The 14152-nt window shown below is 59.3% G+C and carries 13 protein-coding genes; 11 read left to right on the plus strand and 2 right to left on the minus strand.

All coding sequences use genetic code 11. The features are described from left to right. Positions 1-11 precede the first annotated feature (11 nt). Both ACFO6X_RS09955 and ACFO6X_RS09960 read left to right on the plus strand, forming a co-directional pair. On the plus strand, positions 12-941 hold the full coding sequence (locus ACFO6X_RS09955) for a hypothetical protein (protein WP_382432553.1): 930 nt from the start codon (positions 12-14) through the stop codon (positions 939-941). An 85-nt stretch (positions 942-1026) separates the two neighbouring features. Further along, positions 1027-1557, plus strand: coding sequence for a hypothetical protein (locus ACFO6X_RS09960; RefSeq protein WP_382432555.1), 531 nt, complete (start codon positions 1027-1029; stop codon positions 1555-1557). Between the two features lie 730 nt (positions 1558-2287). Here ACFO6X_RS09960 and ACFO6X_RS09965 read toward each other — a convergent pair. Further along, positions 2288-2545, minus strand: coding sequence for a hypothetical protein (locus tag ACFO6X_RS09965; RefSeq protein WP_382432557.1), 258 nt, complete (start codon positions 2543-2545; stop codon positions 2288-2290). A gap of 773 nt (positions 2546-3318) precedes the next feature. On the opposite strand from ACFO6X_RS09965, the gene ACFO6X_RS09970 reads away from it, so the two are divergent. From ACFO6X_RS09970 to ACFO6X_RS09990, 5 genes are read left to right on the plus strand one after another with little or no spacing between them, the layout of a single operon-like run. Next, positions 3319-3945: a tetratricopeptide repeat protein gene (locus ACFO6X_RS09970; protein ID WP_382432559.1), complete on the plus strand. Its 627-nt coding sequence runs from the start codon at positions 3319-3321 to the stop codon at positions 3943-3945. A 55-nt stretch (positions 3946-4000) separates the two neighbouring features. Next, positions 4001-5191, plus strand: a complete 1191-nt coding sequence (ppk2, locus tag ACFO6X_RS09975) for a polyphosphate kinase 2 (protein WP_382432561.1) — start codon at positions 4001-4003, stop codon at positions 5189-5191. Between the two features lie 11 nt (positions 5192-5202). Then, positions 5203-5613, plus strand: coding sequence for a YchJ family protein (locus ACFO6X_RS09980; RefSeq protein WP_382432795.1), 411 nt, complete (start codon positions 5203-5205; stop codon positions 5611-5613). Positions 5614-5643: 30 nt separating this feature from the next. Further along, positions 5644-6312 (plus strand): HAD family hydrolase, encoded by a 669-nt coding sequence (locus ACFO6X_RS09985; protein ID WP_382432796.1) that lies wholly within the window; start codon positions 5644-5646, stop codon positions 6310-6312. 19 nt (positions 6313-6331) lie between these two features. Continuing rightward, positions 6332-7546 carry an HD-GYP domain-containing protein gene (locus ACFO6X_RS09990; RefSeq protein ID WP_382432563.1) on the plus strand — a complete coding sequence of 405 codons (1215 nt, stop codon included), beginning with the start codon at positions 6332-6334 and terminating at the stop codon, positions 7544-7546. A gap of 6 nt (positions 7547-7552) precedes the next feature. On the opposite strand, the gene ACFO6X_RS09995 is transcribed toward ACFO6X_RS09990, so the two are convergent. Continuing rightward, positions 7553-8617: an AraC family transcriptional regulator gene (locus tag ACFO6X_RS09995; RefSeq protein WP_382432565.1), complete on the minus strand. Its 1065-nt coding sequence runs from the start codon at positions 8615-8617 to the stop codon at positions 7553-7555. Between the two features lie 117 nt (positions 8618-8734). Here ACFO6X_RS09995 and ACFO6X_RS10000 point away from each other — a divergent pair, with 117 nt between their 5' ends. Genes ACFO6X_RS10000 through ACFO6X_RS10015 form a run of 4 tightly spaced genes read left to right on the plus strand, consistent with a single transcriptional unit; the run spans position 8735 to position 14112 of the window. Then, the gene (locus tag ACFO6X_RS10000) at positions 8735-10342 is read left to right on the plus strand and encodes a carboxyl transferase domain-containing protein (protein WP_382432567.1); all 1608 of its coding nucleotides are present in this window, start codon (positions 8735-8737) and stop codon (positions 10340-10342) included. 15 nt (positions 10343-10357) lie between these two features. Continuing rightward, a complete protein-coding gene (locus ACFO6X_RS10005; RefSeq protein WP_382432569.1) occupies positions 10358-11137 on the plus strand; it encodes an enoyl-CoA hydratase/isomerase family protein in 780 nt (259 codons plus the stop codon). A gap of 30 nt (positions 11138-11167) precedes the next feature. Next, positions 11168-13198: an acetyl/propionyl/methylcrotonyl-CoA carboxylase subunit alpha gene (locus ACFO6X_RS10010; protein ID WP_382432571.1), complete on the plus strand. Its 2031-nt coding sequence runs from the start codon at positions 11168-11170 to the stop codon at positions 13196-13198. Continuing rightward, entirely contained in the window at positions 13195-14112 is a 918-nt protein-coding gene (locus ACFO6X_RS10015) for a hydroxymethylglutaryl-CoA lyase (protein WP_382432573.1), read from the plus strand. Before ACFO6X_RS10010 ends, ACFO6X_RS10015 begins: the two co-directional genes overlap by 4 nt. The last annotated feature ends 40 nt before the right edge of the window (positions 14113-14152 follow it).

A 14152-nucleotide genomic window follows, 5' to 3' on the forward strand; every position in this document is an offset into this window, starting at 1 on the left:
AAGGAAACACCATGGCTACCACCTACACCGACTTGGCCACCGAGGCCGAAACCTACGCCAAGGAATGGGAAAAGGACTTCCCACCGCCACCCGCAGACGGCCAAAGCGCCGAAGTTGATCGCCTCAAGGCGGCCCAAGATGAAAAGTACAGCCGGGGTTGGGCTGACCTTGAAGACGAAACCGGCAACAGCACCTCGTCATCCGCCCAGACCAGCCAGATCGAAACCAAGGCCATAGACCCACTGCCACCTGAACCAGCCGGCACCACCCCGGTATCGGTACCAAGCAGCACCGCAGCCAAGGCACTAGAGCCGCTGGCTCAGACTGGCGAACTGTCTTTCGTGGACGCCCAAGCCAAGGCCAAGGCAGACGGCAAGGCCGCGTTTACATGGAATGGCCGCAGCTTCGAGACTGGTGGTACCGAGCGTGGAGAAACCGCCACTCAGCCCAAGAGTTTCGGTCATGCGTTTGCACAAGCACGCCGATCCGGTCTGTCCGCTTTTGAGTGGCATGGCAAGCAGTACACCACCCAAACCAAGGAGGAAGCAGCATCAGGGCGCAAGGCACCTGCACCGGCCAACACCAGCACGCCGACTGCAGCCCCCAAGGCCACGGCCCCCGCTCCAGTAGCTGCACTGCCTACACCGACGCCAGCATCCCGCCCAGCTATGGCGGCCCCAGTCGCCGCACCGGCCCTTACCGCCAGCCAACCCGCCGCAGCGCCCGTAGCCCCCAAGGCACAAGCCCAAGTCGCACCTGCGCCCATGCCCAGTGGGTTGACCTACCGACAGGAGTTGCAGAAGTCCTACGACGACTGGCAGGCGGCCAAGAGTGCTAACACCAACTGGTACGGCGGCAAGGCACAAGGCAGTCCGGGCCGCAAAGAGGCAGAGACCCAAGCCGAACAGCGTTACCAAGAACTGCTGCGCAACCCACGTTGATCACCCACCCCCGGCCTGCTGGCGCTGCAAGAGCTACCAGCATTGGGGTTCGACACCGGGGGCTGTACGTCAGAACATCGTGCCCATGACCAGCACAGCCACCCCCATCAGATTCGACCGTGCCGCCAGCAAGCGCGCCCAGCTACTGGATGCGTTGGCCTTTCTCTACCACCAGCGTCAGCGCCCAATTTCACCACTGGAGCTACAGGCCGAAACTGGTTTCACCGCAGAGACCACGAATGAAATCCTGAAGGCATTCCGCGAGCGTGGAGAGGTCTTCACTGTTGGTCGTGGCATGTACGCGCCCGTAGTGCAACACGCCCCGCCCCGCGCCGTCAGTCTGACCATGCTGCATGACGGCAGCGCCAAGCTGGAGGTGGGCGACGAACTGCTGTCCCTTGGGCCACTGGAGTACCGGACTCTAGTCCGAGTGGTCGGGGGCATCGCCAGCGAAACCGCCATGCTGGCCGCCGAGAGCAACAACTCAGCAAAGGTGTCCGCACTGGCGGCAAGCGTTCACCGCAACGATGAGTTAATCAAGCGCATGGCCGACTTGCTGGCATCGGTGGCTCCCAAGGGCAGGCCGCCCACGCAAGCCCCTGATGCGCCCTGTTAATCCGCACATGGATGGTTACGGGCGAGCAAGGTTACAGCGATGGTTACGGCTCAGAAGCACTTTGCAGGCTGGTTGACAGCAAAACCCGTGGTTACCAAAGTGCAGGTTACCAAGCCAGTTCCCAACCAAAGGCGCATTTGTGGATGGTGAACAAAGGCGGGGGAAACAAGGCCGTAAACAAGAAAAGCAATGTTTCCAAGGTAGTGGTTTCCAAGCAGGTTTCCAAGGAAACACGCATTTTGGAGCCGGTGCGCAAAGTGTGGTGCTCAGCGAAACCGCTATTTCTGGGAGTGGGTGCCAACTACAAGGGCTACCCGAAGTGGGTACGCAAAACAACGGTACGCAGCTTGGTACGCACGCAATCTGCTATTTCTGGGTGCGTACTTTCCGGGTTAGCGTGGTGCCGGTTAGTGCGAAACGACGCAACAAAATGCGACAGCCCAGCCGCAACCGCAGTTCAGTAGCACATGGCTTGGTTTGCGGCTACAGTTAGAAATTGGCCGCAAGCGTTGGAACTGCCCTGACTGGACGCTACTTCAGGAGAGGCACTAGCTGCAGTTGCGAATGCGGGCCGTTGTCCAGAGACGGCAGACGTGGGTTCGCTCCCGTCCCAATTGATGCCCATGAAGCTGCGGCAGCCCGGCCTCGTGCCGGGTTTTGCTTTTGGTGCTGGCTGCATATCCAACCACTCGCCCCATAGTCGGTAGGTGACGCAGGCAACATGGTCTTCTCAACTGTTGCAGCGAAGCCTGCCCAAGGTGTTTCTATACAGCGCACTCAGGAAATTGCTGACCGCATCCTTGATGATCTGAGGATAGGTGCGGAAGCCAGGGCGCAGGTGTTCAGGAATCCTACCGATGCTGGTCTTTTCACGCCACCGGGGATTGTGCCAACCGGCGGGACGCGCAACGGGCAAATCTACCTTTTTGCCAAGAACTTTGCCAATGATCTTGAGGTCTTCAGAACTGTGTGGCATGAGTTGTTTCACTTCGGATTAAGCACTTGCACCGCTCAGGTTAACGCCGTGGTTAACGCGATTTGGGGCATTAACCAAGGTGCGTTAACTCTGGCCGCCAAGCGGTGGTCTTGCCTAAACGCAACAGCCCAAGGCGGTAAGATTGGAGCGCGTCGGTCATGTACCGGGGAGGCCCGCCACCGTGCGGGCTTTTCTTTTGGGATTGGCTTGGTTTACAAACTGGTTTACACGTTTTGGGGCTGTAAACCGTGGCCTGTAAACGTGCTGTGTGCCCAAGGGGGTAGCCGGAAATTAGCCGGTATGCTGGCTGCAACCAGCCCAACAACATTGGGTAGGCGCTGGCGCTGGCAGTGCCCAAGGTGGCTCAGTTTTGAGCCATCACCCTTAGGCTACGGCCCACCCTTACAAAACTTTTGTAGAGCCACCAGCCGCATAGATCGGCTGAAACTTTAGCCCATGTGGTGCTGGTGATATTCAAATCCAAACAGGGGGAATAAAATGAAACGGGGGAACAAATGGGGGAACAAATGGGGGAACAAATCGCACTTTTAGGTAGTTTCCCATTGGGAAATTCAAATCCACCTATCAAAAAAACCCGCTTTGCATTGCAAAGCGGGTTTTTTATTTTTTCAGCCGATGGACAAAGCAATCGGCTAAAAAGCCCGGCCATTGCCCGCAATACCCAGCCATTCACAACATTGACTTGCGTTAAGGTTGCATGGGTACATCAGACTGCCCTCCAACCTTGCGGCAGTTTGCCACCATTGAATGACGGGAGACGCGCAATGCACCAAAAATTCCACGCCTGCTGGCTGCTGCTGGCCTTCATGGCTGGAGGCATCGCCCATGCGCAGCCCTTGGCCCCGGTCACAGAGCCTATACCAGCCGAAACTTTGGCCGCCTCTGTTGCTGCCGAGGGGCCATCGGCACTTTCCACGTTGCGGGCCTATGCAGAAATGGGCCACATCTTGGCGCAATACCAATTGGCCCAACGTTATTACGTGGGTGATGGTGTGGTGCGTGATGTGTCGTTGGCCGCGTTATGGTTTCAACGGGCGGCAGATGCTGGGGAGCCACGCTCGCAATTGGCACTGGCGCAGTTGCACGCCAAAGGCGAGGGTGTAGCTCGCAGTGAACGCTGGGCTGCTTATTGGACTCGCCAAGCGGCAGAAAGTGGCTTTCGTGATGCCCAGTTGCGATTGGGCCAGATGTATGAACGTGGTCAGGGGGTGAGCAAAGACGAGGCGGAAGCCTATTTTTGGTACTGCTTGGCCAGTGATGGTGGTTGGAGTGGTGATATGGCCTTGCGCGAGCGTGAACGGCTGGGGCCACAACTCACCCATGTGCAGCGGACATCGGCACGTTACGCCGCTTTTCATTGGCGGCCTCGGCAAGGAATGACCTCACCGTGATGTGGTTGGCATCACGGTATAACGATTGGCCATTTTCTGGTGCCAAAATGCAGCCATGAGCCAAAAAACCACCCCCCAGCCTTCTGCCGATCATCCCGCCGCTGCTGGCGTGGATGCCCCTTCCCGCAAACCTGTTGCCAAAGTGGCTGCCAGCACCCGTTCTCGTCGGGCCAGCAGTGGCGACACTGCGCCCGTTCTGAATGCTGTTGCCGTAGCGCACCATGTGCCACAAGAGGCTACGTTGGCGGCGCAGGATAAACAAATGGCCGTTCTTTCTGGCCTGCTGCACAACGATGAGCTGCCCAGCAAACAGCGTGCAGCCGCCTTGCGTGCCACGCTGGAGGGAGCCTCGGCAGACGATTTGGCCGTACTGCGCCAGATGTTGCTGGGCACCAGCGCCACGGGTATTGTCAAGGGGCACCCCGATGAGCAATTAGCCTCTGACTGGCGTGAGGGTGGTTACCCTTACAAAAACCTGATGCGCCGTTCTACCTACGAGGCGCAAAAATACCAATTGCAGGTAGAGCTGCTGAAATTGCAGGCTTGGGTGAAAGAAACCGGCCAGCGGGTGGTCATTTTGTTTGAAGGCCGTGATGCTGCGGGCAAGGGCGGTGCCATCAAGCGGTTTATGGAGCACCTGAACCCGCGTGGTGCCCATGTGGTGGCCCTAGAAAAGCCCAGCGAGGTTGAGCGCGGCCAGTGGTATTTTCAGCGATACATTCAGCACCTGCCTACTGCCGGAGAGATCGTGCTGTTTGACCGCAGCTGGTACAACCGTGCTGGCGTCGAGCATGTCATGGGCTTTTGCTCAGAGGCAGAGTACCAAGAATTTATGCGCCAAGTGCCCGAGTTTGAGCGCACCTTGGTGCGCAGTGGCATCCATCTGGTCAAATTTTGGTTTTCTGTCAGCCAAGCTGAGCAGCGCCGCCGCTTCAAGGAGCGCGAAGTGCATCCACTCAAACAATGGAAGCTCAGCCCTATCGACTTGGCCAGTCTGGACAAATGGGATGATTACACCCGCGCCAAAGAGGCGATGTTCTTTGGCACAGATACCGCCGATTCGCCTTGGACAGTGGTCAAGAGCGATTGCAAAAAGCGCGCTCGCCTCAACGCGATGCGCTACGTATTGCACAAGTTGCCTTACGCCAACAAAGACCTAGACACCATTGGCAAGCTCGACCCACTGATTGTGGGCCGCGCCCACGTTGTCTATGAGCGTGGTGAGCAGCCTGGCTCGTTGTTGTGACCCGTGAACGTCTGGGTGCTACGGTGGTGCGGCCATGCCCTTGCGGACGACAGTCCGCAGGAAAGCGGCCACTGGCTTATGCCGACTGCTGTGGCCGTTACATTGAGTACGCAGATACCGTACCCGCTCCAGACGCCGAAGCGTTGATGCGTTCGCGCTACAGTGCTTTTGTGCTGGGGCGCGTGGATTACTTGCTCGCCACTTGGCACAGCAGCCAACGCCCAAGCACCCTGGAGTTGGAACCACAGGCCCGTTGGTTGGGGTTGGAGGTGCGTGGGCACCACGGTGTGGATGCCAATCATGCCGAGGTGGAGTTTGTGGCCCGCTATCGCGTGGCTGGGCGGGCCGTGCGTTTGCATGAGCGCAGCCGTTTTGTGCGTGAAGCGGGGCGTTGGTATTACGTGGATGGCGATCAGTACTGAATCCTGTCTTTGAATCTTGAATTGGGTGCCATGACATTTGAGGCCGTTTTGTTTGATTGCGATGGGGTGCTGGTAGACAGCGAACCTATCACCAACAGCGTGCTATGCCAGATGCTCAATGAAGCTGGCTGGGTGCTGAGTCCGCAGGAGTGCATGCGCATCTTTCTGGGCAAGACAGTGCGCAGCGAGGCTGCGCGCATCCAGGCCCACACGGGTCGCCCGCTCACCGATGAATGGATGGCGGCTTTTTATGAGCGCCGTAACGTCAAGCTCAAGGCACAGCTCAAGCCGATGGCTGGGGCTGTGGCTGCTGTGCAGGCGGTACACGCCTTGCTGCAAGGGCGCATTGCCTGTGCCTCGGGGGCCGACCGCTTCAAGGTAGAGATGCAATTGGCCCAGGTGGGGTTGACGCAGTATTTTGAGGGGCGTATCTTCAGCGGCCACGAAATGACTGCCACCAAACCGGCTCCTGACGTCTATCTGGCCGCCGCTGCTGCGCTACAGGTGCCAGCCTCACGCTGTCTGGTGGTTGAAGACACCGTGACTGGGGTCACGGCAGGCGTGGCGGCAGGTGCCACCGTGATTGGTTACAGCCCCCCCTCTACACAGGGTCATAGCAGTGCCGTGGCCTTGCGGGCTGCTGGTGCTGTAGATGTGCTGACCAAACTGGCTGATTTGCCTGCCCTGTTGGGTGATTGAGCCTTGAGCGAGTCTGCCCTTGGAAGCTGAGTTACACCATATCATCTACGCCCTGTCTGATGCGCTGGACTTGGTGGGTGTCGATGACGTTGCCCACGGTAAGCGGGTGGGTGTTATGGCTTCGGCCTGTGCTGAAGTGCTGGGCTGGGAGCCTGCAGTATGCGACTTTATGTTCGAGTTGGGCATGTTGCACGATATTGGCGTCTCCTCTACCCGTACACACCAGCATTTGGTGGCCGAGTTTGACTGGGTAGGCTCCCAAGAACATGCTATTTTGGGGCATGATCTGTTGGTAGATTTTGTGCCACTGGCCAAGATGGCCTTGCCCATCCGCTACCACCACACGCTGTGGGCCAAGTTGCAGACCTTGGCGCTGGCACCAGAGATTGCACTGCAAGCCAACCTGGTGTACCTGACGGATCGGGTAGATACTCTGGCGGCTCCTTACTATGCCAGCCATGCGGTGTTGTTCCATGCCGATGGCATTCGTGCTGAAATTGCCCGGCGGGTAGACAGCCATTTTGCGCCGGAGTTGGTGCGGGCCTTTATGGAGATTTCGCACACAGAGGCTTTTTGGTTGCGGCTTGAACCCAGAGCAGTAGACCAATGCTTGCAACAGCAATTGGCCCATGCCCAGCCCATTCCAGCGCATGGCCCCGAGATTCGCCAGGTGGCAGATTTGTTTGCCCGTATTGTGGATGCCAAAAGTCCCTTTACTGCGCGCCATTCCCACGGTGTGGCCCGGCTATCGCGCTTGTTGGCGCAGTGCATGGGGGTGAGTGCAGAGCAATGTGACAAGATCGAAGTGGCTGGTCTGTTGCATGATTTGGGAAAACTGCGGGTGCCTGACGAAATCCTAGAAAAGCCAGGCGCTTTAGATGCCTACGAACGCCAAGTTATTCACACCCACAGCTTTGAGACCTTCCAGATTTTGCGCAGCATTCTGGGCTTTGAAGAGGTGGCGTTGTGGGCGGCTTATCACCACGAAGAGCCTGGGGGCAGTGGCTACCCGTTCCACGTCGATGCCCAGGTGCTGCCCTTAGAAGCCCGTATTTTGCGTGTGGCCGATATTTTCCAAGCGATGGTGCAAGACCGCCCTTATCGGGCTGGACTGACGGGGCCAGAAGCGATGGTCTTTATGCGTACCCTGCAAACCGAAGGTCGTATAGAGGGGCAGATTTTGGATGTGCTCGAAAGCCATTTGGACGAGGCGATGAGCGCAGCCCACGCCTGATTCCCTTTATGCCCCTTGGCGCGCATTGCGCCGAAACTCGGCGGGGGATTGCCCCGTCCAGCCCCGAAAAGCCCGGATAAAACTCTTATCGTTGGTAAAGCCGGTATCGTGCGCTACTTGCTTGATGGGGCGCTCGGTGCGGTGCAACAGGCTGATGGCCCGCTCGCGGCGCACCTCGTCTTTCAACGCCTGCAAGGAGGCACCCTCTTCCTTGAGTTGGCGGTGCAAGGTGCGCGGTGACAGGTGCAAGCGCAACGCCAGTGCCTCGGCGCTGTGGCTGGCACCGGGGTCTGCCGCTAGCACTTGGCGCACCCGTTGCACCAACAGCCGGTCGCGGCGGTATTGCAGCACCGTCAGTGGTAGGGCGCGTTGCAGCATTTGGCGCAAGGCGGCTTCGTCGCGGGCTAAAGGCAAGTTCAGGTAACGGGCATCAAAGCGCAGTAAAGCCGGGTTGCTGCCCCATTGCACTGGCCCCGGAAACAGCAGCGGGTAAACATCTTGGTGTGGTGGAGCGGCAAACGGAAACTGCGCTCCCTGCAACGGAATGCGCGAATCAATCAACCAACAGGCCACGCCGTGGGCATTGCGCAGCACCGAAACTAAACAGAACTCGCGCAGCAGGCCCAAGTGCTGCCGTTCGGTTAAGGACAATGTTGCCATGCCATCACGGGTCTCTAGCTGGAGCGCGATGGCCTCGGTCAGTAAGTTATGGTGGCGACACCAACGCCGCAAGGCTACCCCCAAGGTGGGCGAACTGATGGAGGCACGCACCAACATGCCATAGCTGCCCCAAGGCAGGCGGCGCTCAAACCAGCCCAAGGCTTCATCATCGAGCGTGCGCATAGCCAAATCTGAGAGGCGTTCAAACTGCCAAGCGGTAATGCGGGACTGAGGGTTTTCCAGTTGGGCTGGCGCAATTTGTGCCTGTTGCAACAAGGGCGTTGGGTCGATTTGGGCGCGTTCCAGGGCATGCACAATGGCCTGGACAAAGGCTATGGGCGTAGCAGCCGGCCCGCTGGATAAAGACAGTGGCGAGGCCACAGCAGAAGCAGTACAGATCAGGGTATTCACGGATACCAGTGTGGCCCAGTATGGCGCAATTTGCAACCCTGCTGGCACCCGCTACACCGCCAGAAGACGTATTCTTGACCGCTACATCGTTCCCTTTTTGCCCCCGGAAAGACCTCCATGCCCGTTTTGCAGAGTCAACTCAACGCCCGCTCGGCCGACTTCCAGACCAATGCCAACGCCATGCGTGCGCTGGTGGCCGACCTGAACGCGCAAATCACCAAAATTTTTGCCGGTGGCGGCGAAGCGGCCCGCGCCAAACACACCGCCCGTGGCAAGCTGCTGCCGCGTGAGCGCGTGCAAATGCTGCTCGACCCCGGCACACCCTTCTTAGAGCTGGCTCCGTTGGCCGCGCTGAACATGTACAACAACGATGCCCCTGGCGCTGGCGTGATTGCCGGTATTGGGCGCGTCAGCGGCATTGATTGCATGATTGTCTGCAACGATGCCACCGTGAAGGGCGGCACCTACTACCCCATCACCGTGAAAAAGCACCTGCGGGCGCAAGAAGTGGCCGCACAAAACCGCCTGCCCTGTATTTATCTGGTCGATTCGGGTGGTGCTAATTTGCCCAACCAAGACGAGGTGTTCCCCGACCGCGACCACTTTGGCCGCATCTTCTACAACCAAGCCACCATGAGTGCCGATGGCATCGCGCAGATTGCCGTGGTCATGGGCAGTTGTACCGCCGGTGGTGCTTATGTGCCCGCCATGAGCGATGAATCCATCATCGTGAAAAACCAAGGCACCATCTTTTTGGGTGGCCCACCGTTGGTGAAAGCAGCCACGGGCGAAGTGGTCAGTGCCGAAGACTTGGGCGGTGGCGATGTGCATACCCGCCTATCGGGGGTGGCCGACCATCTGGCACAAAACGATATGCACGCACTGGCCTTGGCCCGCAATGCGGTACGCAACCTCAACCGTAGCAAAACCCCCAACCCAGCCGATACCGCCCCGGTGCCGCCTTTGTTTCAGGCTGAAGAGTTGTATGGCGTGATTCCTGCCGATACGCGCAAGCCGTTTGATGTGCGCGAAATCATCGCCCGCATTGTCGATGGCAGCGAGTTTGACGAGTTCAAAGCCCGCTACGGCACTACCTTGGTCACGGGCTTTGCCCGCATTGAAGGTATGCAAGTGGGCATCATTGCCAACAATGGCATCTTGTTTTCTGAGTCGGCCCTCAAGGGGGCGCACTTTATCGAGCTGTGCTGTCAGCGCAAAATTCCGCTAGTGTTCTTGCAAAACATCACCGGCTTTATGGTGGGGCGCAAGTACGAAAACGAGGGCATCGCGCGCAATGGTGCCAAGATGGTGACGGCGGTAGCCACGGCCAGCGTGCCCAAGTTCACCATCATCATCGGTGGCAGCTTTGGTGCGGGCAACTACGGCATGTGTGGCCGCGCTTACAGCCCACGCTTTTTGTGGATGTGGCCCAATGCGCGTATTTCCGTCATGGGGGGCGAACAGGCCGCAGGCGTGCTGGCGACCGTTAAGCGCGATGGCATCGAAGCCAAGGGCGGCACGTGGAGCATGGAAGAAGAAGAAGCCTTCAAAGCCCCGATTCGCCGCCAATACGAAGACCAAGGCCACCCCTACTATGCCAGCGCCCGCCTGTGGGACGATGGCGTGATTGACCCCGCCGACACCCGCCGCGTGCTGGCGCTGGGCCTATCGGCCACGCGCAACGCGCCGATAGAAGACACCAAGTTTGGCATCTTCCGTATGTGATAGAGGGGATTGAATATGAGCGCCCTCTCTATCACCTACGACGGCCCCCGTGCCACCATCACCCTGACCCAGCCCGAAGTGCGCAACGCCTTCAGCGATGAGGTGATTGCCGACATCACCGCCGCCTTTGCCGAGGTGGGTAGCCGCGACGAGGTACGCGTGGTGGTGTTGGCCGCGCAAGGCCCGGCCTTTTGTGCCGGGGCCAACCTCAATTGGATGCGCCGTATGGCCGACTACACACGCGGCGAGAACCTGCAAGACGCAGGCAAGCTGGCCGAGATGCTGCGTGTGATTTACGAATGCCCCAAACCGACCATTGCGCGCGTGCAGGGCGATGTCTATGCCGGTGGCATGGGCTTGGTAGCCGCCTGCGATATGGCGGTGAGCGTAGACAGTGCCGGTTTTTGCCTGAGCGAAGTCAAGCTCGGCCTGATTCCAGCCACTATCAGCCCCTATGTGATTCGCTCTATGGGGCCACGCGCGGCGCACCGCTACTTCCTGACCGCCGAGCGTTTTGATGCGGCCGAGGCGCTGCGTATCGGTTTTGTCCATGCTGTGGTAGCCGCAGAAGCACTGGATGCCAAAGTGGATGAATTGGCCAAGGCCATCACCGTAGCCAGCCCCAATGCCGTGCGGGCCTGCAAAAAACTGCTGCAAGACGTGGCCGAGCGTGACATCAACACTGAACTGATTGCCGCCACCGTAGAAAGCATTGCCGACATCCGCGCCAGCAGCGAAGGCAAAGAGGGCGTGCAATCCTTCTTGCAAAAACGCAAACCCCGCTGGTTGGCCTGACCCCTTCAAAGAACATTGGAAAGAACTACCATGTTTAAAAAAATCCTGATTGCCAACCGCGGTGAAATCGCCTGCCGCGTGGCTGCCACTGCCCACCGTTTGGGCGTGAAAACCGTGGCCGTGTATTCCGATGCCGATGCCCATGCCAAGCATGTCGCCGCTTGCGACGAAGCCGTGCATATTGGTGGCAGCGCCCCCAAAGAAAGCTACCTGCGCTGGGAACGCATCATCGAAGCGGCCAAAGCCACGGGCGCACAGGCCATCCACCCCGGTTACGGCTTCTTGAGCGAGAACGAAGAATTTGCCCAAGCCTGCGCTAATGCCGGTTTGGTCTTCATTGGCCCGCCCGCCTCGGCCATCCAAGCGATGGGCCTGAAGGCCGAATCCAAGCAACTGATGGAAAAAGCGGGCGTGCCTTTGGTGCCCGGCTACCACGGTGCTAACCAAGACCCAGTCCTGCTGCAAGCCGAAGCCGACCGCATTGGCTACCCGGCGCTGATCAAAGCCAGTGCCGGTGGTGGTGGCAAAGGGATGCGCGTGGTGGAGAAAAGCGAAGACTTTGCCGCAGCCCTGGCCTCGTGCCAGCGCGAAGCCATCAACAGCTTTGGCGATGATGCCGTGCTGATTGAAAAATACGTGCAGCGCCCCCGCCACATTGAAATCCAAGTGTTTGGCGACACGCAGGGCAACTACGTCTATCTGTTTGAGCGCGATTGCTCGGTGCAGCGCCGCCACCAAAAGGTGCTGGAAGAAGCCCCGGCCCCCGGCATGAGCGCCGAAATGCGTGCCCAAATGGGGCTGGCTGCGGTGTCGGCAGCCCGTGCAGTGAACTATGTCGGTGCTGGCACGGTCGAGTTCATCGTCGAGCAACGCCCCGATGGCAGCATGGCCTTCTTCTTCATGGAGATGAACACCCGCTTGCAGGTAGAGCACCCCGTGACCGAAGCTATCACCGGCCAAGATTTGGTGGAATGGCAATTGCGCGTGGCCGCCGGCGAGCCGCTGCCACTGCGCCAAGAGCAATTGCAAATCACCGGCCATGCCATTGAGGCGCGTATTTGCGCCGAAAACCCCGAAAACCAATTCTTGCCCGCCACCGGCACGCTGGCCGTGTACCGCAAGCCAGCTTGCACCAGCTTTAGCCGGGGCGAGGTGCGCTTTGACGATGGCGTGCGCGAAGGCGACACCATCAGCCCGTTCTATGACCCGATGATTGCCAAACTCATCGTGCATGGCGACACACGCGAGCAAGCCTTGGCCCGTCTGGATGAAGCCTTGGCCCAAACCCATATCGTTGGGCTGGCGAACAACGTGCAGTTTTTGCGCTTAGTGGCCCGCAGCCCGTCCTTTGCCCAAGCGCAACTCGATACGGCTTTGATCCCGCGCGAAGCCGCGGTGCTGTTTGGTCAAGAAACCGTCGGCCTGCCGCTCGCCGCTGCCGCTGCCGTGGCCCAAACCCTGCTGGCCGAGCAAACCTTGGAAGGCGTAGACCCGTTTAGCCGCCGCGATGGTTGGCGCTCGCATGGCCGCACCCAGCGCAGCTTTGCTTTTGAGTTTGGCGGCGCACCAGCCAGCGCCCAACTCACCTATTTGGGGGGGGCGCTGCAATTGGCGGTGCAACCCGGCCAAGGCAGCAGCGCCAGTGCCGCCAGCGGTGCTTTGAGCTTCCAAGCTCTGGGCAACGGCCAGATTGAATTGCAATTTGCCGAAGAACGTGCCTTGGTCAACGTGTATGCCCAAGGCGAAACCCTGCAAGTGTTTGCCGCACGCGGGGCCACACAGATTGTCGAAATCGACCTGCTGGCGCACGCGGGCGAAACCCAGGCTGAAGGTGGCCGCCTCACGGCCCCGATGCCGGGCAAGGTGGTCTCGTTTGCTGTGCAAGCAGGTGACAAGGTGAGCAAGGGCCAACCTCTGGCCGTGATGGAAGCCATGAAAATGGAACACACCATTGCCGCCCCCGCCGATGGCGTGGTGCTAGAACTGCTCTATGCACCCGGCGACCAAGTGAGCGAAGGCGCAGAACTGTTGCAACTGCAAGTTGCCGAGGCCGCCGCATGAGCCTGAACCAACTCCCCAGCCGCGTGCGGCTGATCGATGTCGGGCCACGCGATGGCCTGCAAAACGAAAAAACCCCCGTGCCCGCCGACGTCAAAATCGGCTTGGTGCAACGTCTGCAAGACGCGGGCCTGCAAGAGATTGAAGTCACCAGCTTTGTCAGCCCCAAATGGGTGCCGCAAATGGCCGACAACGCGCAGGTCATGGCGGGCATCCAGCGCCAACCGGGGGTGCGTTATTCCGTCCTCACGCCCAATATGCAGGGTTACGAGGCGGCGCTGGCCTCGCAGTCGAACGAAATCGTCGTGTTTGGCGCGGCCAGCGAAGCCTTTAGCCAGAAAAACATCAATTGCAGCATTGCTGAAAGCATCGAACGCTTTGCGCCGGTCGTGCAAGCCGCTTTGGCGGCGGGCATTGGTGTGCGCGCTGCCATGAGTTGCACCGTGGGTTGCCCCTACGAGGGCGAGATTGCCCCCGAGCGCGTGGGCTATCTGGCGGGCTTGCTCAAGCAAATCGGCGTGCAACGGGTCGATGTGGCCGACACCATTGGTGCTGGGACACCGCGCAAGGTGCAAGCGGCCATCGAGGCCACCCTGCGCCACTACAGCATCGACAACATCTCGGGCCATTTCCACGACACCTACGGCCAAGCCCTGTCCAATACGCTGGCGGCGCTCGAAATGGGGGTGTGGAACTTCCAATCCTCGGTGGCTGGTTTGGGTGGCTGCCCTTACGCCAAGGGGGCTACGGGCAACGTGGCGACCGAAGATGTGGTTTATATGCTGCACGGCATGGGCATCGACACAGGTATTGACTTGGACAAGCTGATTGACGCTGGCAGCTATATCAGCGAATTTTTGGGGCGCAAGTCGCATTCGCGCGTGGCGGTGGCGCTGCTGAATCGCCGAGCGGGATAGAGCGCAAAAAGCTACCAAATAGTGGGATGATGGCAGCCAT

This window comes from Giesbergeria sinuosa, assembly GCF_042652905.1.
GTDB lineage: Bacteria > Pseudomonadota > Gammaproteobacteria > Burkholderiales > Burkholderiaceae_C > Simplicispira > Simplicispira sinuosa.

Bases quoted from the DNA above. Each gene is read 5' to 3' on its own strand.
- ACFO6X_RS10000 (WP_382432567.1), top strand. From the start codon at position 8,735: ATGCCCGTTTTGCAGAGTCAACTCAACGCCCGCTCGGCCGACTTCCAG.
- ACFO6X_RS09960 (WP_382432555.1), top strand. From the start codon at position 1,027: ATGACCAGCACAGCCACCCCCATCAGATTCGACCGTGCCGCCAGCAAG.
- ACFO6X_RS09985 (WP_382432796.1), top strand. From the start codon at position 5,644: ATGACATTTGAGGCCGTTTTGTTTGATTGCGATGGGGTGCTGGTAGAC.
- ACFO6X_RS10010 (WP_382432571.1), top strand. From the start codon at position 11,168: ATGTTTAAAAAAATCCTGATTGCCAACCGCGGTGAAATCGCCTGCCGC.
- ACFO6X_RS09955 (WP_382432553.1), top strand. From the start codon at position 12: ATGGCTACCACCTACACCGACTTGGCCACCGAGGCCGAAACCTACGCC.
- ppk2 (WP_382432561.1), top strand. From the start codon at position 4,001: ATGAGCCAAAAAACCACCCCCCAGCCTTCTGCCGATCATCCCGCCGCT.
- ACFO6X_RS09970 (WP_382432559.1), top strand. From the start codon at position 3,319: ATGCACCAAAAATTCCACGCCTGCTGGCTGCTGCTGGCCTTCATGGCT.
- ACFO6X_RS10015 (WP_382432573.1), top strand. From the start codon at position 13,195: ATGAGCCTGAACCAACTCCCCAGCCGCGTGCGGCTGATCGATGTCGGG.
- ACFO6X_RS10005 (WP_382432569.1), top strand. From the start codon at position 10,358: ATGAGCGCCCTCTCTATCACCTACGACGGCCCCCGTGCCACCATCACC.